Origin of the sequence: Thermocaproicibacter melissae, from assembly GCF_024498295.1 — a bacterium.
Lineage (GTDB): Bacteria > Bacillota > Clostridia > Oscillospirales > Acutalibacteraceae > Thermocaproicibacter > Thermocaproicibacter melissae.
Genome location: NZ_CP101827.1, coordinates 1,358,410 through 1,379,655, shown reverse-complemented (window position 1 = coordinate 1,379,655; position 21,246 = coordinate 1,358,410). Strand labels below are relative to the sequence as shown.

General features: G+C 51.0%; 23 protein-coding genes and 1 pseudogene. 13 read left to right on the top strand and 11 right to left on the bottom strand.

What is annotated here, in order from left to right; translation table 11 throughout:
* Positions 1–14 precede the first annotated feature (14 nt).
* From gatC to pdxR, 4 genes are all read right to left on the bottom strand, one after another.
* On the bottom strand, positions 15–293 hold the full coding sequence (gene gatC / locus NOG13_RS06805; RefSeq protein ID WP_283109820.1) for an Asp-tRNA(Asn)/Glu-tRNA(Gln) amidotransferase subunit GatC: 279 nt from the start codon (positions 291–293) through the stop codon (positions 15–17).
* Between the two features lie 21 nt (positions 294–314).
* Entirely contained in the window at positions 315–2,066 is a 1,752-nt protein-coding gene (gene aspS / locus NOG13_RS06800) for an aspartate--tRNA ligase (protein ID WP_283109819.1), read from the bottom strand.
* Between the two features lie 158 nt (positions 2,067–2,224).
* Positions 2,225–3,445 (bottom strand): peptidase T, encoded by a 1,221-nt coding sequence (pepT, locus tag NOG13_RS06795; RefSeq protein ID WP_283109818.1) that lies wholly within the window; start codon positions 3,443–3,445, stop codon positions 2,225–2,227.
* Between the two features lie 89 nt (positions 3,446–3,534).
* Complete coding sequence (gene pdxR, locus NOG13_RS06790) at positions 3,535–4,893, bottom strand: MocR-like pyridoxine biosynthesis transcription factor PdxR (RefSeq protein WP_283109817.1); 1,359 nt, start codon at positions 4,891–4,893, stop codon at positions 3,535–3,537.
* Between the two features lie 161 nt (positions 4,894–5,054).
* On the opposite strand from pdxR, the gene NOG13_RS06785 reads away from it, so the two are divergent.
* The 4 genes from NOG13_RS06785 (at position 5,055) to NOG13_RS06770 (ending at position 8,356) form a co-directional block, all read left to right on the top strand.
* Positions 5,055–5,627: an ECF transporter S component gene (locus tag NOG13_RS06785; RefSeq protein ID WP_283109816.1), complete on the top strand. Its 573-nt coding sequence runs from the start codon at positions 5,055–5,057 to the stop codon at positions 5,625–5,627.
* Positions 5,628–5,718: 91 nt separating this feature from the next.
* Complete coding sequence (locus tag NOG13_RS06780) at positions 5,719–7,026, top strand: lipopolysaccharide biosynthesis protein (RefSeq protein WP_283109815.1); 1,308 nt, start codon at positions 5,719–5,721, stop codon at positions 7,024–7,026.
* 307 nt (positions 7,027–7,333) lie between these two features.
* Positions 7,334–7,741 carry a Fur family transcriptional regulator gene (locus tag NOG13_RS06775; protein WP_283109814.1) on the top strand — a complete coding sequence of 136 codons (408 nt, stop codon included), beginning with the start codon at positions 7,334–7,336 and terminating at the stop codon, positions 7,739–7,741.
* Between the two features lie 72 nt (positions 7,742–7,813).
* Entirely contained in the window at positions 7,814–8,356 is a 543-nt protein-coding gene (locus tag NOG13_RS06770) for an NADH peroxidase (protein ID WP_283109813.1), read from the top strand.
* A gap of 119 nt (positions 8,357–8,475) precedes the next feature.
* Here the strand turns inward: NOG13_RS06770 and NOG13_RS06765 are convergent, their stop codons facing one another.
* From NOG13_RS06765 to NOG13_RS09460, 3 genes and pseudogenes are all read right to left on the bottom strand, one after another.
* A complete protein-coding gene (locus tag NOG13_RS06765) occupies positions 8,476–9,225 on the bottom strand; it encodes an amino acid ABC transporter ATP-binding protein (RefSeq protein ID WP_283109812.1) in 750 nt (249 codons plus the stop codon).
* Positions 9,213–9,989, bottom strand: coding sequence for an amino acid ABC transporter permease (locus NOG13_RS09465; protein ID WP_346347676.1), 777 nt, complete (start codon positions 9,987–9,989; stop codon positions 9,213–9,215). Before NOG13_RS09465 ends, NOG13_RS06765 begins: the two co-directional genes overlap by 13 nt.
* 108 nt (positions 9,990–10,097) lie before the next feature.
* Positions 10,098–10,760 (bottom strand): annotated as a pseudogene (locus tag NOG13_RS09460) (transporter substrate-binding domain-containing protein); the annotation flags it as partial.
* Between the two features lie 554 nt (positions 10,761–11,314).
* On the opposite strand from NOG13_RS09460, the gene NOG13_RS06755 reads away from it, so the two are divergent.
* Positions 11,315–11,593, top strand: a complete 279-nt coding sequence (locus tag NOG13_RS06755) for a zinc-ribbon domain containing protein (protein WP_283109810.1) — start codon at positions 11,315–11,317, stop codon at positions 11,591–11,593.
* A gap of 142 nt (positions 11,594–11,735) precedes the next feature.
* A complete protein-coding gene (locus tag NOG13_RS06750; RefSeq protein ID WP_283109809.1) occupies positions 11,736–11,951 on the top strand; it encodes a DUF378 domain-containing protein in 216 nt (71 codons plus the stop codon).
* A 62-nt stretch (positions 11,952–12,013) separates the two neighbouring features.
* Here the strand turns inward: NOG13_RS06750 and NOG13_RS06745 are convergent, their stop codons facing one another.
* The 3 genes from NOG13_RS06745 to NOG13_RS06735 all read right to left on the bottom strand — a co-directional run bounded on the left by NOG13_RS06745 (position 12,014) and on the right by NOG13_RS06735 (position 14,020).
* Positions 12,014–12,787 (bottom strand): type III pantothenate kinase, encoded by a 774-nt coding sequence (locus NOG13_RS06745; protein WP_283109808.1) that lies wholly within the window; start codon positions 12,785–12,787, stop codon positions 12,014–12,016.
* A 128-nt stretch (positions 12,788–12,915) separates the two neighbouring features.
* Positions 12,916–13,440 (bottom strand): spore maturation protein, encoded by a 525-nt coding sequence (locus NOG13_RS06740; RefSeq protein ID WP_283109807.1) that lies wholly within the window; start codon positions 13,438–13,440, stop codon positions 12,916–12,918.
* Positions 13,433–14,020 carry a nucleoside recognition domain-containing protein gene (locus NOG13_RS06735; RefSeq protein WP_283109806.1) on the bottom strand — a complete coding sequence of 196 codons (588 nt, stop codon included), beginning with the start codon at positions 14,018–14,020 and terminating at the stop codon, positions 13,433–13,435. Before NOG13_RS06735 ends, NOG13_RS06740 begins: the two co-directional genes overlap by 8 nt.
* A 202-nt stretch (positions 14,021–14,222) precedes the next feature.
* Between NOG13_RS06735 and NOG13_RS06730 the strand changes: the two genes are divergently transcribed.
* Positions 14,223–14,483, top strand: a complete 261-nt coding sequence (locus NOG13_RS06730; RefSeq protein WP_283109805.1) for an AbrB/MazE/SpoVT family DNA-binding domain-containing protein — start codon at positions 14,223–14,225, stop codon at positions 14,481–14,483.
* A gap of 112 nt (positions 14,484–14,595) precedes the next feature.
* Complete coding sequence (locus NOG13_RS06725; protein WP_346347649.1) at positions 14,596–15,000, top strand: HD domain-containing protein; 405 nt, start codon at positions 14,596–14,598, stop codon at positions 14,998–15,000.
* Between the two features lie 119 nt (positions 15,001–15,119).
* On the opposite strand, the gene NOG13_RS06720 is transcribed toward NOG13_RS06725, so the two are convergent.
* On the bottom strand, positions 15,120–16,298 hold the full coding sequence (locus tag NOG13_RS06720; protein WP_283109804.1) for a DegT/DnrJ/EryC1/StrS family aminotransferase: 1,179 nt from the start codon (positions 16,296–16,298) through the stop codon (positions 15,120–15,122).
* A 234-nt stretch (positions 16,299–16,532) separates the two neighbouring features.
* Here NOG13_RS06720 and NOG13_RS06715 point away from each other — a divergent pair, with 234 nt between their 5' ends.
* The 5 genes from NOG13_RS06715 to NOG13_RS06695 all read left to right on the top strand — a co-directional run bounded on the left by NOG13_RS06715 (position 16,533) and on the right by NOG13_RS06695 (position 21,245).
* Positions 16,533–17,111, top strand: coding sequence for an acyltransferase (locus tag NOG13_RS06715; protein WP_283109803.1), 579 nt, complete (start codon positions 16,533–16,535; stop codon positions 17,109–17,111).
* Positions 17,112–17,114: 3 nt separating this feature from the next.
* On the top strand, positions 17,115–18,242 hold the full coding sequence (locus tag NOG13_RS06710) for a DegT/DnrJ/EryC1/StrS family aminotransferase (protein ID WP_283109802.1): 1,128 nt from the start codon (positions 17,115–17,117) through the stop codon (positions 18,240–18,242).
* A gap of 40 nt (positions 18,243–18,282) precedes the next feature.
* Positions 18,283–19,599, top strand: coding sequence for a nucleotide sugar dehydrogenase (locus NOG13_RS06705; RefSeq protein ID WP_283109801.1), 1,317 nt, complete (start codon positions 18,283–18,285; stop codon positions 19,597–19,599).
* A gap of 82 nt (positions 19,600–19,681) precedes the next feature.
* Complete coding sequence (locus NOG13_RS06700) at positions 19,682–20,092, top strand: GNAT family N-acetyltransferase (RefSeq protein ID WP_283111170.1); 411 nt, start codon at positions 19,682–19,684, stop codon at positions 20,090–20,092.
* Between the two features lie 49 nt (positions 20,093–20,141).
* Positions 20,142–21,245 carry a Gfo/Idh/MocA family protein gene (locus tag NOG13_RS06695; RefSeq protein ID WP_283109800.1) on the top strand — a complete coding sequence of 368 codons (1,104 nt, stop codon included), beginning with the start codon at positions 20,142–20,144 and terminating at the stop codon, positions 21,243–21,245.
* The last annotated feature ends 1 nt before the right edge of the window (position 21,246 follow it).

Sequence of the window (21,246 nt, the reverse complement as noted above, 5' to 3'; positions counted from 1 at the left end):
TCTTGCAGCCTCTCCTATTTGCGTCGCCGCACGAGGAAGTAACCATCCTCGCGGCTTGCCGCATTTTTCAAAATTTCCTCGCGGTCATACGAGGGAACGACCGTGTCCTCCCGGAACACATTGGAAAGGCCGTTGATATTGTCAAAGTCAGAAACGTCTTCGGTCGCGGCACTGATGGTGTCGGCAAATCCGATGATTTCGTTCATGTCCTTTGTCAGACCGTCCAGCTCCTCAGGAGCGACGAAAAGCTTTGCAAGGTTCGCGATTTTTAGAATATCTTCATGCGTTACCATGTCGGTTCCTCCCGGGGCGGTTTATTTTCTGAGCCTGATGTGCACTTCACGCAGTTGCTGTTCGGTGACTTCGTTCGGCGCGCCCATCATGACGTCCTGTGCGTTGGAGTTCATCGGGAACGCAATAACCTCGCGGATGTTGTCCTGATCCGTCAAAAGCATCAGCATGCGGTCAATGCCCGGTGCCATGCCGGCATGCGGCGGTGCGCCGAACTGGAATGCATGGTACAGCGAGGTGAACTTTGTCTTGAGCTCCTCTTCGGTGTAACCCGCGATTTCAAAGGCTTTCTTCATGATGTCGAGGCGGTGGTTGCGCACGGCGCCGGAGGAAAGCTCTACGCCGTTGCAGACGATGTCGTACTGGTAGGCGAGAATATCTTCCGGATTCTTGTTGAGCAGCGCGTCCATTCCGCCCTGCGGCATGGAGAACGGGTTGTGGGTGAAGGTCATGGCGCCGGTCTCCTCGTCCGGTTCAAACATCGGGAAGTCCACAATAAAGCAGAACTCGAAGCGGTTCTTGTCAATGAGGTTCAGCCGCTCGCCGAGTTCCGTGCGGATTTGCCCCGCGAGCTTCGGAGCAACGTCCGCCTCGTCGGCGATGAAGAAAATGACGCAGCCGGGCTTTAGGCCTGCGCGCTTTGTCAGTTCGTTGCGCTTGTCGTCCGGCAGATATTTATTGATGGGGCCCTGATATTCGCCGGACTCCGTCACCTTAATGTAGCCGAGGCCCTTCATTCCGATACTCTCGGCGAATTTCAGCATGTTTTCAAAGAAACTGCGCGGCTGGCCGGCGCAGTCCGGCACATTAATAGCGCGCACCGTCTTGTTCTGGAACGGCTTGAAGGTTGTGCCTTCAAAAATGTCGGTGATGTCGATAATCTCCAGCGGGTTGCGCAGGTCCGGCTTGTCGGTGCCGTATTTCAGCATGGATTCCTTATAAGAAATCCGGCGGAACGGCGTCGGCGAAACCTCTTTCGTCGAGAATTTGCGGAAGGCTTCGCTTAAAACCTCTTCGGCAATGGCGAAGACGTCTTCCTGCGTGGCGAATGCCATTTCAAAGTCGAGCTGGTAGAATTCGCCCGGGGAGCGGTCCGCGCGTGCGTCCTCATCGCGGAAGCACGGCGCAATCTGGAAATAGCGGTCAAAGCCGGAGACCATCAGCAGCTGTTTGAAAAGCTGCGGTGCCTGCGGCAAAGCGTAGAATTTCCCGGGATGTCTGCGGCTCGGAATCAGGTAATCGCGCGCACCCTCCGGCGAAGAGGCGGAGAGAATCGGCGTTTGAATTTCCAGAAAGCCGAGCTCAGTCATTTTTTGGCGCAGAAATGAGATCAGCTGCGAACGCAGCACGATATTATGATGAACTTTGGGGTTTCGCAGGTCAAGGTAACGGTATTTCAGGCGCACGTCTTCTTTTGTTTCGAGTGACGAAGCGATTTCAAACGGCAGCGGGGCAAGAACCTCGCCGAGAACCTCCAGTTCTTCGACGTGAATTTCCACGGTGCCGGTCGGAATCTTCGGGTTCACCGTTTCGGGGTCGCGCAGAACAACCTTGCCCTTGGCGGTGAGGGTGCACTCCTTGCTGATGGTTTTGAGCATGTCCTGATTATGAATTACGATCTGCACAACGCCGTAATGGTCACGCAGGTCGAGGAACTGAACGCCGCCGTGGTCGCGGATATTTTCGACCCAGCCTGCAACGCGCACTTCCTTTCCGATGTCTTTTTCGCCTATTTCACCGCAGTAATGCGTGTGATATTGGTTGACACTGATCATAATTTCCCAAAGTCCCCTTTTCTGCTTTTCTATATTAACTGATTATAGCATGAAACAAACGGCTCTACAATGGTACAGCCGTTTGTTGGGCACAAGAAAATATACTTCATTATCATATCATATTTCCGCCGAAAATGCGACGGTTTTCCGCGAAAGCACTATTCTTCGGCGCGGACAAGCTCCACCAGAATGTCCGCCATTTTATCCATCGCCTGCACCGGAATGAACTCGAACCTGCTGTGGAAATTGAATCCGCCGGTGGAAAGGTTCGGGCAGGGAAGCCCCATGCAGGAAAGCATGGCGCCGTCTGTCCCGCCGCGAATCGGAACTGCCGTCGGCTCCACGCCGCAGGCGCGCATCGCACGTTCCGCGCGTTCCACAATCTCCATGTGCCGGGAGATAACGGGTTTCATATTGAAATATTGGTCTTTGAGCTGCAGCTCAAATGTCCCGGCACCGTACTTTTCGTTCAAGTAATCCGCCGCGCGGCGAAGGGCAGCCTTACGCGCTTCAAATTTCTTTCTGTCGTGGTCGCGCACAATATAGTGCAGTTCGGCGCGTTCCTCGCAGCCCTCAAAACGGAGCAGGTGGAAAAAGCCTTCGTATCCTTCTGTGTGCTCCGGCGTTTCTGCGGGCGGAAGCAAGGCGTTGAATTCAATACCGAGCAAAACCGCATTTTTCATCCTATTCTTCGCGTCGCCCGGGTGTGTGGCGATGCCGTGAACAATCAGTACGGCGGAGGCCGCGTTGAAGTTTTCGTACTCCAGCTCGCCGAGTTTCCCTCCGTCTACGGTATAGGCAAAATCCGCGCCGAATTTCTCGAGATTAAAGTGGTTGGTTCCGCGGCCGATTTCTTCGTCGGGCGTGATGGCAACAGCAATCGGGCCGTGCGGAATGTTCCGCCGGTTCAAAATTTCCGCCGCCGTGAGGATTTCCGCGATGCCCGCCTTGTCGTCCGCCCCGAGCAGTGTTGTCCCGTCAGTTACAATGAGGTCCATGCCGAGACATTCCTTCAGGCACGGAGAATCTTCGGGGCGCAGAACGACATTCTTTCCCTCGTTCAGAACGATTTCACCGCCGTCGTAATTTTTCACGATTCGCGGTTTGATTCCCGCACCACAGGCGGCAGAACTTGTGTCCATGTGTGCAATCAGCCCGATGACCGGCTGTTTCGTGCCGCAGTTGGACGGAAGAAAACCGTAGACATAGCCGAAGGAGTCGCGGCGCACGTTTTGAAAACCGAGCTGTTCCATTTCCGCCGCGAGATGGTCTGCCAAAACGAGCTGGCTCTCTGTGCTCGGAAAGCGGCCCTCAGGCGCGTTTTCATCTGAAGTAGTGTCATATTTTACATAGTCTAAAAGCCGTTCGTATGCTCTCATCGCTGTAATCCTTTCTTAATAAGGGCTTATTGTATCGCTCCGTCTTGATAAAACATAATTTATTTCTTCCACAATTCGTATGGGAAAAATCAGCTCCATGCTTCTTTTAAGCACTGAACCGCGCTGGGAATATCCCCGAGCGGAATTCCCGCAAAGCCAAGGAGTATCTTGCCGCCCGAAATTTGCACGCGGACGCCGTGTTCCAACGCCAAACGGCGCAATTCCTCGGCGCTTTTCCCGTTGTGCAAAGTAAGAAGAACGGTGAGCTGCGTCTCCTGCAGCAGAATATCCGCCTGTTTTCCGAAGGCCGCGCGCAGGCAGCGCAGCAGTGCTTCGCTTTTTGCGCTGTAAAGCTTCCGCAGGCGGCGCAAGTGGCGTTCCATCTGGCCGCTTCGGATGTATTCCGCGAGGGCAAGCTGTTCTACTTTGGAGGAGGTCTGGTTGTAGTTCGCGGCGCGGGTCAGGTATCGCGTGAGCAGTTCCGGAGTCAGAATCATGTACCCGATGCGCACGGAAGGAAGCAGCAGTTTGGAAAACGAACCGAGGTAGACGACGCTCCGCCCTTCCGCAACGCCTTGCATGGCAGGAATGGGCCTCGCGCGATAGCGAAGCTCACCGTTGTAGTCGTCTTCAATAATGATGCTGCCGGTCCGGAAAGCCCAATCGAGAAGTTCGGTACGGCGGCTCATGGGAATGGCCGAACCTGTGCCGACGCGGTTCGACGGACTGACATAAACAAGGTTCGCTTTGCTTTTCTCCAGCGCATCCATGCGAATACCGTCTTCGTCGCAGGGGAGTTTCAGCACCGGCAGGCCGAAATCATGGAATACCTGCTCCGCCTGCGGAAAACCGGGTGCTTCCATGGCGACAGCGGCGTTTTCTTTTTCGAGCAGCCCGCACAGCAGCGAAAGCAGCGGCTGGGTTCCCGCGCCGATGACAATTTGCTCCGGTCGGGCAACGGCGCCGCGGGCGGAAAAGCTGTAAGCGGCAAGGGCTTCGCGCAGTTCCGGCTCCCCCTGCGGGCCACCGTAAGAGGCGAGGACATCCTGACGGTTCAGCGCCGTGCGCACATTGCGCCGCCAGATTTTAATATCGGTGCTGCCGATGTCAACGCAATCGCTGCCGAAATTGTAGCGCACGGGAAGAACAGGTTCCCGGGCAACCGGCGGAGGAACCGCAGTCCGCTCGGGACTGCCGAGCTTTCCGCCGCGAGCAAAATAACCTCGCTTCGGCTTTGAACGCAGGTAGCCTTCTACACAGAGCTGCTGGTAGGCTGTTTCCACCGTTGTGCAGCTTAGGGCAAGGTCGCTTGCAAGTCGGCGCACCGAGGGGAGCCTGTCGCCTTCTTTCAAATGTCCTTTTTCCACAGCGTGGCGGATGCACAAGTAAAGCTGATGGTAGAGCGGTATTTCTGAACTTTTGTCAAGCACAAGATAATCATACGCCATACTACTACCGCCCCCTTCGTGAGAAACTGTACTGATGATATTTTTATGAACTGTGACTTTTCACAGAGACAGTTTGCGAATAAAATGATAGCACATTGAAGTGATTATGCAAGAGTGGGAAATGAATTTTCATATTCAAATTTCAGCAAAGGGTGATTCCAATGAAAGTCAAACGCAATTTTGAAAATCCTACGGTCAACCTTGCTGTAACCGGCCTGATGGCAGCATGCGTTTTTGTGGCGACTTACTTTTTTAACATAAAAATCCCCGTAGGGGGAACGGATAAAACAATGATTGGTTTTGCCAATGTTTTCTGCATCCTGTCCGGACTTCTGCTTGGGCCGGTTTCCGGCGGGCTTGCTGCGGGCATCGGTTCCTGCCTGTTTGATCTTCTGGGCGGCTGGGCTTCCAGCGCTCCGGTGACGCTCGTCACCAAATTTTTGATGGCATTTTTCTGCGGATTGATTGCCTGGGGCGGCGACGGCACGGCGAAAAAACTCTCGCGTGTGATTGTGGCAGCCGTTACCGGCTCGCTTTCCTACTGCGCCATGTATCTGTTCTATTCGTGGGCGAAGCTCGCGCTTGTCGGTTCGGCGTGGCAGGCAATCCAAATTCAGCTTGCGGTGAAGGCCCCTGCAACGCTCATCAACGCCGCCATTGCGGACGTCATCGGAATTCCTCTGTTTTATGTTCTGCGCGGTGCTTTGAAGAGGAGTGGGCTTTCATATCGGTAAACAGTTGAGGTTCGGCGCGGATGATGCTATAATGTTTTTCATTGTTTGGACTATTCATTCATCTTGAAAAACAGCGGGGTTTCAAAAAAATATGAGAAAAATTCACAGCGATGTTGTCCGCGATTCGATTAATACGTTCGGCACCAATGCAATCGGCGCTGTTCTGACGCTGATTCAAGCATTTGCCGTTATGCGCCGCGTTGACCTTGACGTTAAAGGAAACTTCAATGCGTTTCAAAATTGGAGCAGCGGCTTTTTAACCATAATCGGCCTGAGCATCACTTCTTCGGTGATCTATTTTGTCGCGCGATACAAGATTCAAAATACGCGTCAGACACTTATCAAGCTGACCGGCATTATTGCAGCAGCGCTTGTGCTTCTCAGTACGGGTGTTATCGCCCTGCTGAGAAACACCTCTTTTTTTGCCGGCATGCCGTTTGATTTTCTGGCGGCCATCGTTGTGAATGCATTTTTGAGCCTTGTTTTGAATGTCTGCGTCGGCGTTCTCCGCGGCGAGAACAAGTTCAAGACGTTTAATTTGATTAATCTGGCACAGAAAATTGTGACGACGGTTTTGTATGTTTACATCGCCTTTCGCCCGAACGCCACTATTTGGATTTGGGGGACGAATGCGATTGCGTTTGCGGCGATTTTTTTTGCGCTTTACGGCATACGCCGGTGGAACGGCCCAAAACCGCAACCGGTACCGGAAGATGACCGTACCGTCACAGGCGGGGAAATGGTCGTTTACAGCCTCAAGTCCCATGTCAGCAATATTCTGACCTATGTCAACACAAACCTCGGTGCTTATATCGTCCAGTACCAATATACCGTCAGTGGTCTGGCTTTGTTTAACACGGCCCAAACCATCGCGCAGCAGCTTTGGATTCTTCCGGATGCGGTCAGCCAAGTCATCATGAGCCGCATCGCTTCTACCAGCAGCCGTGAGGACAAGCTCCGCATTACGGTGATTTCCTCCAAAGTCGTGGCGCTCCTGACGATTATCGCCGCGGTTTTGCTCTATTGGATTTCGGTGCTTCTGATTCCGATTATCTTCCCGCGTTATATAGGTTCGCTTAGCCCGCTGGCGTTTTTGGTCGTCGGCTGTATTTTCATCTGCTACGCCAAAGTACTCAGCAACTCCATTGCGGCTTACGGCCGGCCCGAACTGAATATCATTCCCACAGCCTGCGGCGTTGTAACCAACTGCGTTTCGGACCTACTGTTGATTCCGCTGATGGGAATGAACGGCGTGGCCCTCGCAACCGCGCTTTCGATGACGGTGCAGGGAATCGTCAGCATGATTATCTTCTGCCGTTACACCAAAACACCGCTTTACAAGCTGCTTGTGCCCACCAAAAGCGAAATTGCATTTGCAAAGGGCATTTTTAAGAAATAAATAATATGTAATGTCTTTGAAAGGCGTTCTCCGTGCAAGCGGAGAACGCCTTTTCTCGTAGGATGGAGAGTCTATCGCAAGTCGAATCAGCAGGTTGTAGGAGATAACTTCTAGTGCATCATCTGCATAAGAGCACTTTGCTAAGATAGGTAAGGGGAGGGGTCAAAATGCAGGATAAGAAGAGGCTGGGCATAAAACGAAAAATTTTTTAAAAAAATAATCAAAAACCCCTTTACAAATGAGAAAACCTGTGCTATGATACAGATGAAAATAAAAATAATAATTATTATTAATTGAGGGAGCACTGATGCAACAGACAGTAAAGAAACGAAATTACAGCCGAAAGCGAGAAGCCATTCTGAAGGCGGTACGTTCCACAACATGCCATCCGACGGCAGAGTGGGTTTACCAGCAGCTGAAGCCGCAGTATCCGGATCTCTCCCTCGGAACAGTCTATCGCAACTTGACGCAATTCAAAAATGACGGTGTCATCATCAGTGTCGGCACAGTAAACGGCCAAGAGCGCTACGACGGAAATGTTAAACCTCACACGCATTTTGTCTGTTCCCAATGCCATGCGGTGATTGATGTTCCGGGCGAATTTTTGAATAACCGGCATATTCAAGAAACCGGTGAAAAAATGGGATTGAAAATTGAAAGTAGCGACGTGATTCTTCACGGCGTCTGCAGCGAATGTCTAAAGCGAGAAATCTAACGGAGCCAACAACCGACTCCGGTTCAGATATACAAATTCTACTTTCAAATATTTTATGGGAGGTATTTTACTATGAAAAAATTTGTTTGCTCAGTTTGTGGTTATGTTTATGAAGGAGACGTTCCGCCGGCAAAGTGCCCGCAGTGCGGCGCCCCGAGGGAAAAGTTTGTAGAGAAGAAAGAAGACCAGCCGTTCGCTTGTGAGCATGTTATCGGTGTTGCTCAGGGCTGCGATAAGGAAGTTTACGAAGGTCTGAAGGCAAACTTCCAGGGAGAATGCACAGAAGTCGGTATGTACATGGCTATGGCCCGTCAGGCTGACCGTGAAGGCTATCCGGAAATCGCTGCCGCATTCCGCAAATATGCGATGGAAGAAGCAGACCATGCTTCTCGCTTTGCAGAACTTCTCGGCGAAGTTGTTACCAACAGCACCAAGAAGAACCTTGAAATGCGCGTAGAGGCAGAGCGTGGTGCTTGCTCCGGTAAGTTTGAGCTTGCGAAGCGCGCAAAGGCGCTCGACTATGACGCAATTCATGACACGGTTCATGAGATGGCAAAAGACGAAGCTCGCCACGGCGCAGGCTTTGCAGGTCTGCTGAAGCGTTACTTCGGCTAATCCAAAAGAAAAAAATCAGGGTGTACGGAAGAAATCCGCACACCCTGATTTTATATACAGAGGTACTGAGGTAAAAAGAAAAGCCGCGGAAAAAATCCGCGGCATCTTTTTTTCATCTGTCAGCCTTGACTGTGAAAACGGGAAAGGAATTCTTTCGTGCGTTCGTTTTTCGGGTTATCCATGACTTCCTGCGGAGTACCTTCCTCCGCAATGACACCCTGATCCATGAAGACAATGCGAGAAGCAACGTCATGCGCGAAGGCCATTTCATGCGTAACGATAATCATGGTGAGGCCCTCGTGGGCGAGGTCACGCATGACCTCAAGCACTTCGCCGACCATCTGCGGGTCAAGCGCGCTCGTCGGTTCGTCGAACAAAAGGATTTCGGGTTCCATGGCAAGCGCACGGGCAATGGCAACGCGCTGCTGCTGCCCGCCGGAAAGCTGGCTCGGCTTTGCGTTGATGTACTGCGCCATGCCGACTTTTTTCAGGTACTTGAGCGCGTTTTCCTCGGCGTATTTCTTGTCCTTCTTTAGAACCTTTTCCATGCCGACCATGCAGTTCTGCAGCACGGTCATGTTGCGGAACAGGTTGAAGGACTGGAACACCATGCCGACTTTGGCACGGTAGGAACTGAGGTTGCTTGATTTGAGAATATTTTCCCCGTGGAACAGGATTAACCCCTCAGAGGGGGTTTCCAGAAGATTGATGCAGCGCAGCAGCGTGGATTTGCCGGAGCCGGACGCCCCGATGATACACACCACGTCGCGCGGATAGGTGTTGAAATCAATATCTTTCAAAACTTCATGGCTGCCGAACTGTTTGCGCAGATGGCGTACCTGAAGAATCGGCTCGTTTACTTCCCCCATTTGTGCATGCCTCCTTTGCGGATGGGACCTGACGTGAGGACGCCGGTCGGGTCGGCCATTGCGTCGAGGTCAACAAGGGTGTAATATTCGTCACCGTCGATTTTGCGTTCCATCATACGCAGCAGGCGTGCGCATACAAAGGTCATAATGAAGTAAATCACGCAGACGATGGAGAAAGCGACGAAGAATTTATAGTAGACTCCCGCGGCACTGTTGGCGACAAAGTAAAGCTCTGTCACGCTGATGACGTTCAAAACCGACGTATCTTTGATGTTGATAATCAGGTTGTTGCCGATTTGCGGAAGGATGATGCGGAAGGTCTGAGGCATGATAACGCTTGTCATGGTCTGCCAGTGCGTCATGCCAAGGGCGGCGGCTGCCTCTCTCTGTCCGACGTCGATGGATTCGATGCCGCCGCGCACGGATTCCGCCATGTAGGCGCCCGTGTTGATGGAGACAACGAAGAAGCCGGCGAACATCGGGCTCATGTCAATGTTGAAAACAGACATGGAGCCGAAATAGAGAACCATGGCCTGAACCATCATAGGGGTACCACGGAAAACTTCTATGTATGCCGCAAGCAGGAACTGGAGAAGCCAGTAAAGGCCTTTGATGATTGGATTCTGATTCTTCTTCGGTTTGGGTATTGTGCGAAGCACACCAACCAGAAGGCCGATGATGCAGCCAATGATCGTACCCACAAGTGCAAGCAGAAGTGTGATGCCTGCGCCCTGCAGAAACATATTCCCGTATTCCTTCAGCATCCTGCCGACCCAGTACCAGAAGTCGTCATCGCCGTTCTGCGGAATCGTTCCATCGGAGAGGGGCTGATTCTGAATCGCCTCGTTCATCATCTGAGAACGGTCCTCTTCGCTGATTGTGGCGAGCACCTTGTTGATTGCGTCTTTCAGCTCTGTGTTGCCCTTTTTGACGGCGATGCCGATATTGATCTGTTCCTGCGGAACCTTCAAATCCGGGTCGTTACTGAGGTCAATCTTCACAAGGTCTTTGTTTGCATAAGTTGCAGCCAGCGCCGTTGGCTTGTCCACCAAAAGCATCTCGCATTTGCCTGACTGCAGGGAAACAATCATAGAGGTTACATCCGCAAGTGCAGGCTGTATGTCTGCGTCCGGCACCTGTTGGAGCAAATCATACCAAATTGTGCTGAGCTGGGAAGTACATACAGCACCTTTTAAATCTCGGATTGTCTTTGCATTGGCAAATTTCCCGTCTTTCTTTACCAGTGCAAAGATGGTGGCAGTGTAGTAGTTATCGGTAAAATCCACCGACTGTTTTCGGTCGGCGGTTGCACTCATACCTGCAATAACGGCGTCAAGCTTGCCGGAATCCACGCCCGGCGCAAGGCCGTCCCACTGTGTCTTGACGATTTCCAGCCGGTAGCCAAGGGCATCGGCAATCCTCTTTGCCATCATCACATCGTAGCCGTTTGCGTACTCGTTGCTGTTGCTGATTTTTACGGCCCCATTTGCGGAAGTGGACTGTGACCAATTATACGGTGCATAATTGCACTCCATTCCTACGCGAAGGACTTTTTGATTGTTCTCAGATTTGGAACAACCGGCGGCAAAACATGCCAGCAAAACAACGGTCAGTAGAAATGCTGCGATTCTCTGAATCCGTTTTTTCATAAGTCAGTCCGTTCTCCATTCTTCTTTGCATATTTCAAAAAGCACGGGGAAATTATAACTTTTGCCTAGGGAAATGTCAATGAAAACGCCCTAGAAATCTTTGCATGATTAGCTTACTACTAAAATAAAATGGCATGAAAAGTGACAGGTATTTCTTATATATAAATATGTAGGGAAAAACAAGGAAGTGCTTTCGGAAGAGTTTCGTGAAATTACATGGAAATCCATCGCAACGCAAAAAAAAATTAGGGAAAAAATAAAATATTTTTCAAATATTTAAAAATAAAGCTTGACATTGGAACTTTTTTATTATATGCTATGCACATGTGATTCCTTTTTATATGCCCCAGTAGCTTAACGCAAAAGCATTTGGTACTGCCAAAGGTTGTCGGTTCAACTCCGTCCCAGGGCAAAAAATCACACAGAGTGAGGTAAAAATTATGTTTGAAGACAAAACTTTAGTCTGCCAGGAATGCGGGAAGGAGTTTATCTGGACTGCCGGCGAGCAGGAATTCTATGCTGCGAAAGGCTTTACCAATGAACCCAAAAGATGCCCGGAATGCCGCAAAGCCCGCAGAATGAACCAGAAGCCTCAGCGCGAAATGTTTGACGCTGTTTGTGCTTCCTGCGGCGCTGCTTGCAAAGTACCGTTCCAGCCTACAGAAGGCCGCCCGGTATATTGCAGCGAGTGCTTTGCAAAGATGAAAGAAGAGGGCTAAGTTTTTTTAGCTTAGAAGAATTCATCAAACAAATCCGGTGGTTGCGCGTTTACGCGTAACCACTGTTTTTTATTTTGTTTTGAATTATCAATTATATTTTCCCGTTTTCAGGAGAAACTACGCCTGAAAGGAGGAATTTCTATTGGATAAAATTGCTCTGACACTTCTGATTATCGGCGGGCTTAATTGGGGTTCCATCGGAATCTTCGGCTTTGATATTGTTGGCTGGATTTTCGGCGGACAACTTTCCGCAGGAAGCAGAATCGTGTTTGTAATTGTTGGACTCGCGGCACTATGGTGTATTCGTCTTCTTTTCCATGATAATGAAGAAGATAAACACGTTCAAACAGTAAAATAAAAAATGCAAAAAAAGCAGCCGCCGTTTGCTCCAAGCAGAGAAAACGGCGGCTGCTTGTATGTTCAATTGATGTCATGATTTGCTTCGTAAATGAGCCGCAGACCATCAAGAAGAAGCGTGTCACATAAAACAATTTTTCGTTCGCATTGCTGAATAATTTCTTTTGCCAGCCCGCCGGTTGCAACAACGCTGCATTTCCGGCCAAGTTCTTTTTCAATGCGGTTGCACATTCCGTCTATCATGCAGGCGGTGCCGATAATCAGCCCCGAGCGCATACATTCGGCCGTACTGTTCCCGATGACATGTTCGGGCGCCTCAAGGCTGACGGAAGGAAGCTGTGCCGTGCGGCTCGTGAGAGCATCCAGCGAGATGCCGACACCCGGCGCGATTGCGCCACCGAGCATACGCCTGTCCTCATCCATGACAACAAAAGTCGTTGCAGTGCCCAAGTCCAGAATGATGCATGGCCCGTCAAAGAGTTCTGCCGCCGCAACGCAGCCGACGAGCAGGTCAGCACCGACGCTTTCGGCATTCTTTACATCAATTTTAATCTTGGTTTTTGTGTCCGGACCCACGCAGATCGGGGTGACGCCGGTGAGCTTCCGTACCGCATTGACAAGGGCATGGTTGACAACCGGCACCACAGAGCTGATGGCTGCGCCTTCAATCTGGTCGAGGGAAACTCCGTAAAGCGAGAGAATTTCCCGCAGTTCAATGGCATACTGGTCTTCCATTCTCATGCGGTCGGTCGCCATGCGCGACACAAACAGCAACTCTTTTCCTTTGTAAACACCCACAGTGATATTTGTATTGCCAATATCGAGAACAAGAATCATTGCAGTATCCTCCGCCGCGGCGTAAAAATTTTTCCACATAATGGGAATGGATTGCCGCTCGGTCATAAATTCGCTAAAATTATAGCAAGGTCGTTCACAAATAGCAAATATTTTTCGCACCTTGAGACTCAGCTGTTGAAGAACAGACGCACGGTCAGGGCAGACAGGATGCAGGCACTCAGGTCGCCGAGCACTGCCGCCGGTATCGTGTGACGAGTCTTTTTTATCCCAACGGAACCAAAATAAACGGCAACGGCGTAAAATGTAGTTTCTGTGGACCCGGCCATCACGGAGGCAACCCGCCCCGCAAAGCTGTCGGGTCCGCAGTCTTTGTAAATTTGGGTGAGAACGGCGGTTGAGCCGCTTCCCGAAAACGGCTTAATCAGCGCAAGCGGCATGACCTCCGGCGGCAGGCCGAGAAAGTTGGCCGCCGGCGCCAGCAGGGAAGAGAGAAGGTCTAGTGCGCCCGAAGCGCTTAGCATCGAGACTGCCATAATCAGCCCCACGAGAGTCGGAAGAATCGAAACGGATGTATGCAGCCCTTCTTTGGCACCGGTGACAAATGTGTCAAAAACCGGTACTTTCCGCAGAAATCCAAACAGAACGATTGCTACGATGACAATGGGAACTGCATACGCTCCGAAGTCAGCCATGTGGGCGAACCTCCATTAGTTTTGCTGCGGTCACGCCGATGAGCAGGGCGCAGAACGAGGTGACCCATACAGCGGGAAGGATATCGAACGGTGTGGCGGAACCGGCCTGGGCACGCAGCGTGGCTGTAAATGTCGGAATCAGCTGGATGGAAGAGGCGTTGATTACCACGAACATGACCATGTCGTTATCCGCCGTTTCAGTGGGGTTTCGTTTTTTCAGTTCTTTCATTGCAGCAAGGCCCAGCGGTGTGGCGGCATTGCCGAGGCCGAGAAGGTTTGCGGTAATGTTCATGCACATGGCCTTGATTGCCGGGCCACCCTTTTTGCATGACGGAAAGAGCCGATGAACGGCGGGACCCAGAATTTTTGCGACTGCCGCCGTTACGCCGCCGGCGTCTGCAATTTTCAGCAGTCCCGTCCAAGCGCACATCATGCCGGTCATGCCGATCATCAGGGTCACGGCATTTCCCGCCCCGCTGATGACAGCGGAGGAAAGTTCTGACATTCTTCCGGTAGCGGCGGCGCATATAATGCTGAAGAAGATCATGAATGCCCAAATATAGTTTAACAAAATGTTCATCTTCTTCCTGATTGAGGCTGTTATAATACTTATTCGATGCCAAAATAAATATTCAAAAATGTTTTTTGTTATTTCTAGTGACATATTGACATATATGGAAAAACATACTACAATTTTGTCGGATTAATTCCAAATAAAAAATGGTGAAGGAACCCCTAAAAAGGTCCCCTCGATGAGGAACCACAAGAAAGGATGTATTGGAATGAAATTTACTGGAATCGTGAGAAAAGTTGATGAACTGGGCCGTATTGTGCTGCCGAAGGAACTGCGCAGCACCCTCAACATCAACGAAAAGGATCCCCTTGAAATCTATGTCGACGAAGACAACAAAATTGTATTGAAAAAGTATGAGCCTGCCTGCATTTTCTGCGGCGGCATGGATGAAATCGTGAACTACAAAGGCTACAACGTTTGCCATGAGTGCCTGCTTAAGCTCCAAAAGGCGTTTGACGAGCAGGAATAATCGGTTTCAGAATTCGGGTAGTGGAGGCATCGCGTTGCAGCTGACTGAATCCGATCGTTCTTTTTTCCAGCAATGTTTATCCGAACTTGCTGCGAATAAGGACGTTCAGTCCATGGATACATTTATCCAGCATGGAGATGTTTCTACGCTGGAACATAGCGTTTCCGTTGCTTTTGTCAGTCTTTGGTTAAGCGAGAAACTGAATTGGCATGTGGACCGTTCCAGTCTCGTCCGCGGTGCGCTTCTGCACGATTTTTTCCTGTATGACTGGCATGTGGGGAACGGGCAGAAAGGCCTGCATGGTTTTACCCATCCCCGTACGGCACTGGAAAACGCCGAAGCGCGTTTCCAGCTAACCGAGCGGGAGCGGAATATTATTCTGCGGCACATGTGGCCTTTAACACCGATTCCCCCGAAGTACCGAGAAGCATACTTAGTCAGTGTAGCGGATAAGTATTGTTCGCTGGTAGAAACCTTGCGAAAACATACCGTCTACCAATACAAAAAAAGCGAATAAAAAACACAGCCGTTTCCATTTGGAAGCGGCTGTGTTTTTGTTGCAGGCGAATGAGGCATATAACCTGCACAAAAAAATTCCCTGCTTTTGAGCGGGGAATTTTTTGCACCCAAAAACAATTATTTGTGAAATTTTTCCACAATGTCGCGAACCGCGGCAATAATGTAGTCCGTTTCTTCGTCGGAAAGCGACGGATAAAGCGGTAAGGAAATAATGCGCTCAAAATGCTTTTCTGTGTTCGGGAAGTCGCCTTTTTTGAAGCCGAAGCGCTTCGTGTAGGCACTCATGGAAGTGACCGGAATAAAGTGGACACTTGTGCCGACGTTGCGCGCGTTCAACTCTTCAATGAACCGGTCGCGGTCGATGGTGAGCAGCTCCGGTACAATGCGCAATACATACAGGTGCCATGAGTGGGTGCAGTAGTCCGGCACGAACGGCGGCTCCACAGCGTCAATCTTTGCAAACTCACGCTGGTATTTCTCTGCGATTTTCAACCGGCGGGCCTGCATTTCATGAATGCGGGAAAGCTGCACAAGACCAAGTGCCGCTTGAATATCAAACATATTGTATTTAAATCCAGGCTCACAGATATCGTAGCGCCAAGAACCGCCCTTCGCATAGCGGTTCCATGCGTTGCGGCTCATGCCTTGGCCGGCCCAGATGCGCGCCTTAGCGTCAATTTCATCGTCGTCTGTCACGAGCATGCCGCCTTCGCCGGTTGTGAGGTTTTTGGTGGCATAAAAACTGTAACAGGCGGTTCCCTTCAACTTGTGGCCGATGATGCGGCCTTTGTAAAAGCTCTCAAGCGCGTGTGCCGCGTCCTCGGAGACGAAGAGGCCGTATTTGTCGGCAATGTCATAAATGCGGTCGAGGTCGCAGACCTGCCCGCTGTAATGGACGGGAACAATAGCTTTTGTCTTAGACGTAACCTTTTTTTCAACTTCCTCGGGGTCAATGCAGCCGGTTTTGTAGTCGATATCGGCAAAAACCGGCGTTGCGCCGCAGTGAATGATGGTGTTTGCGGTGGATGCAAACGTCATCGGTGTGGTGATGACTTCATCACCCGGCCCGATGCCGGCTGAGAGCAGGGAAACGTGCAGTGCGGCGGTGCAGGAATTCATGGCAACGGCATGTTTTGCGCCGACGTGTTTTGCAAATTCTTCTTCAAATTTCACCGTACGTGGGCCCTTCGCAACCCAAAGTGAGCGGACGGTCTCTGCGACTGCGGAAATTTCCGCCTCCGTAAAGTCGGGAAGATTATAGGGAATGAATTTCTCTCGCTTTTTGAACTGACCCATATTTTTCTGTTCCTTTCTGACGAGCTTCCAGTGAATTTTTTAAACGCCAAAATATAAATATTCCGCAATTCAATTGTTTTTCGTCATCGAACGAAAAATATGATATCTCTTTTTTCTAGGCAAGTCAATGAAATGACAGAACTTCCTTTTTCATTGACTAAGCAAGAGCGTAAGAATATAATAAGCTATAATAAGCCTGTGATAAGCGAAATAATTGAGGATGCGGTGGTCAATTTGAATGATTCAAAAAAATATTTTGCGCACCCGACAGCCTGTATCGACGAGGGTGCCGGCATCGGCGCCGGAACAAAGATCTGGCATTTCTGCCACATCAGCGCCGGCTGCGAAATCGGGGAAAACTGTAACATCGGTCAGAATGTGTTTGTCGCACCGGGTGTGAAAATCGGCAATTACTGCAAAATTCAGAACAACGTATCTGTTTATGAAGGTGTGGAACTCGGCAATTACGTGTTCTGCGGGCCTTCTATGGTATTTACTAATGTCCAGCGTCCGCGGTGCAAATATCCGCAGCGCGGTTCTCAGTTCTACGCACATACCCCTGTGGGCGACGGTGCAAGCATCGGGGCGAACGCTACGATTGTCTGCGGCCATTCCATTGGAAAAAACGCATTTGTCGCCGCGGGTAGCGTTGTTACGAAAGATGTGCCAGACTATGCCATTGTCATGGGGGTCCCCGCACGCATCTGCGGCTGGGTTTGCGAATGTGGGGAAAAACTAAGAGAAGACCTTGTCTGTCCGAAGTGCGGCAGGCATTATATTCAAGCGGAAAACGGCTTGAAGGAGGAAAAATAGCCAATGGGCAAAATTGAATTTAATGACCTCGGCGCCCAGTACCGCCACCTGAAGAAGGAAATTGATGCGCAGATTGCTGCGGTACTTTCGGAAGCGCATTTTATTTCAGGTCCTCAGGTGGAGCAGCTGGAACATGAGCTTTGCGAGTATACAGGCAGAAAATACTGCGTGGCGACAAGCAGCGGAACCGCTGCATTGCTGCTGCCCCTCATGGCAAAAGGCATCGGCAAGGGGGACGCAGTTTTTGTGCCGGCGTTTACCTTTTTCGCGAGTGCCGAGGTGGTCAGCCTTACGGGCGCTACACCGGTTTTCTGCGATTCCGAGGAGGATATTTTCAATCTGGACCCCGCTTCTCTGGAGGAGCAGATTGAAAAAGTTAAGCGCGAAGGGAAACTTAGGCCAAAAGCGGTCATTGCGGTTGACCTGTTCGGCCATCCGGCAGATTTTCCCCGTATTGAGGAGATTTGCCGCAAGAACGGCCTGTTTCTGTTGGAAGATGCCGCACAGGGCTTCGGCGGTGCCATCGGCGAACGAAAAGCCTGTTCGTTCGGAGATTGCTCCGGGACGAGCTTCTTCCCGGCCAAAGCGCTCGGCTGCTACGGCGACGGTGGCGCGGTGTTCACGGACGATGAGGAAACTTACCGCTTGCTGACGTCGCTGCGGGTCCATGGCAAAGGCACTATGAAATACGACAACGTCCGCATTGGCTTGAACGCACGGCTGGATACTCTGCAGGCTGCGATTCTTCTGCCGAAGTTGCACGCGTTTGATGAAGAGAATGAACACCGCAGACGCGCGGCAAAACGATACAACGAAAAGCTCAAAGACCGCTTTGTCGTTCCTCAGGAGCGGGAAGGGTTTACCTCCAGCTACGGCTACTACACGCTTAGGGCAAAAGACTCCGCGGAACGGGCAAAAGCTATGGATGCTTTGAAAGCAGCGGGAATTCCCTGCATGATTTACTACCCGAAACCGCTTCATCTTCAGAAGGTCTATGAGCCGCTCGGCTACCGTAGGGGCGATCTTCCGGTCGCGGAGAAATTGGCGGATACCGTGTTTAGTCTGCCTATGCACGGCTATATTTCGGATGACGTTATTGATGAAATCTGCTCTATTTTGAATAAGATTTAAGAAAGAATAGAGAAAATAAGAAAGAATAGAGGAAAAGCTTATGGATATCAAATCGGAACTTCTGGGAAAAATTAAAGATAAGTCTGCGGTAGTCGGAATCGTCGGTCTCGGCTATGTGGGTCTGCCGCTTGCGGTAGAGTTTGCAAATGCCGGCTACAAGACCATCGGTTTCGATGTGCAGACCAAAAAGGTGAATGCCGTAAATGCCGGCCATAACTACATCGGCGATATCGTCGACGATACGCTCAAGAAAATGGTGGAAAGCGGAAAACTTTCCGCGACCTCAGATTTCTCATTCATCAAGGATGTGGATGCCGTTGCCATTTGCGTGCCGACTCCGCTCGACAAGTATCAGCAGCCGGATATCAGCTATGTAAAGGGCTCCACGGAATCTGTGGCGAAGTACGTTCATCCCGGCATGGTTATCATTTTGGAATCCACCACTTACCCGGGAACCACGGAAGAACTGCTGAAACCGATTCTGGAATCAAGCGGCCTGAAATGCGGGAAAGACTTCTATCTCGCCTTTTCACCGGAGCGTGTGGACCCCGGCAACAAGCAATACAAGACAAAGAACACCCCGAAGGTTGTCGGTGGCGTCGGAAAGGATTCCACGGAGGTTGCGGCGGCTCTCTACCGCAGTGTTCTGGCCGGCGGTGTGTTTGAAGTTTCTTCTCCCGCCGTTGCGGAAATGGAAAAGCTGCTGGAAAATACTTACCGCAACATCAACATCGGCCTTGCAAACGAAATGGCCATCATCTGCCACCGCATGGGAATCAATGTCTGGGAGGTCATCGAGGCCGCCAAGACGAAGCCGTACGGCTTCCAAGCCTTCTATCCGGGGCCGGGCCTCGGCGGACACTGCATTCCGCTTGACCCGTTCTACCTGACTTGGAAAGCCAGAGAGTTTAATTACCACACACGCCTGATTGAAACCTCCGGCGAAATCAACACCGGAATGCCCGAGTATGTGGTGCAGCGTGTCATGTCGGTTCTGAATAAAAAGAAGAAGGCCCTGAACGGCTCCAAGGTGCTTGTTCTCGGCGTCGCTTATAAGGCGGACATTGACGATTACCGGGAAAGCCCGGCTCTGAACGTCATTGACCTGTTCAAGCAACAGGGCGCACAAACGACCTATTACGATCCGTATATTCCGGAGTACCGCTACAAGGGCGAAACTTGTGTCGGCGCGAAAGAACTGACAGACGAGATGCTGAAAGAAGCGGATATCGTTGTCATCTGCACCGCACATTCCTGCTTCGATTACAACAGGATTCAGAAGCTTTCGCAGGCAGTGTTCGATACCCGCAATGCCATGAAGGACGTCAAGGACCGTTCCAACATCGAGCTTTTATAATTACTTTTCCCCCGCTTTCTATGAGAGCGAGGGAATTTTTCAGAGATCCGCGTCGGGAAAGTGAGGCTAAATCGTGTTCCAAATGGAATTTGCGCAGGAGAGCAATATTGCTTACTGGCTCACGCTGGATCGACATATTGCCGAAGATGAACTTCGCCTGAAAATCAAGAATAAAAGATGTTATATCATCAAAGATGACGATAGACCCATCGGGATTCTCCGCTATAATCTGTTCTGGGACAACCTGCCGTTTCTCACGATGATTTACTTGGAAGAAGAAAAAAGGCAGCATGGTTTTGGCTCGAAAGCTATGCACCGCTGGGAGAGTGAGATGAAAAGCCTAGGCTACCCGGTGGTGATGACGTCCACACAAGCTGACGAAACCGCTCAGTTTTTTTACCGGAAGCTAGGATATAAAGATAACGGGTGTTTGGTCATGGATATTCCGGCAGTTCGTCAGCCGCTGGAGATTATGCTGATTAAGGAACTGTAAAACACATTTTTCAAAATGATGTGAAAACTAACTGGAATAGGGGATAAAAATGAAACAATATCGTCACGCACTTATTGGCTGCGGCCGAATCTCAAAAAACCACATTGCAGCTGCCATAGCAAATCGCGATATTATGGTGCTTGCCGCGGTCTGCGACCCGGTTGCGGAACGCGCGGAAAAGAAAGCGGCCGACTATTTTGAAGCAACGGGAATCAAACCTGCTGTTTACACCGACTACCGCAAAATGCTTGAGGAACTGGATGTCGATTCTTGCGCGATTGCTACCGAGAGCGGTTACCACGCGCGCATTGCGCTCGATTGCATCCATGCAGGAAAACATACACTCGTAGAAAAGCCGATGGCACTGTCCACCGCAGACGCGGAGCTCATGATTGCGGAAGCCAAGAAGAAAGGCATTACGCTCGGCGTTTGTCACCAGAACCGCTTTAATGCACCGATTCAGCACCTGCACAAGGCACTGGAAGACGGTCGTTTCGGAAAACTCGTCAGCGGAACTGCGCGGATTCTGTGGAACCGCACTATGCCGTACTACCAGCAGGCACCGTGGCGCGGAACATGGGCGCTGGACGGCGGCACGCTGATGAACCAGTGCATCCACGGCATTGACCTTCTTCAGTGGAGCCTCGGCGGCGAGCCGGACACCATTATGGCGATGACAGGAAACTATCTGCGCGACATCGAGGCCGAGGATTTCGGCGCGATTCTGATTCGCTTCAAGAACGGCGCCATCGGCATCGTGGAAGGCACAGCTTGCATTTATCCGAAAAACCTCGAAGAAACGCTCACCATCTCCGGCGCAACGGGTACGGCAGTCATCGGCGGCCTTGCGGTCAACCGTGTGGAAACATGGAATTTTGAGACCCCTGCTCCGCAGGACACCGAGGTGGAAAAGCTTGTCGGAGCCGATCCGAGAGATGTTTACGGCAGCGGCCACAACCCGCTTTACCGCGATTTCTTTACAGCTGTAGATAACCACACGGAGCCGCTTGTCAGCGGAACCGAGGGAATCAAGGGTATGAAAATCATTCTCGCGGCCTACAAATCGCAAAAAACGGGCCTGCCGGTAAAATATGACGGCCTTGATTTTGCAACGACCGACATGACGCATGCAGACGTGGAAGTGAAGGGCTGAA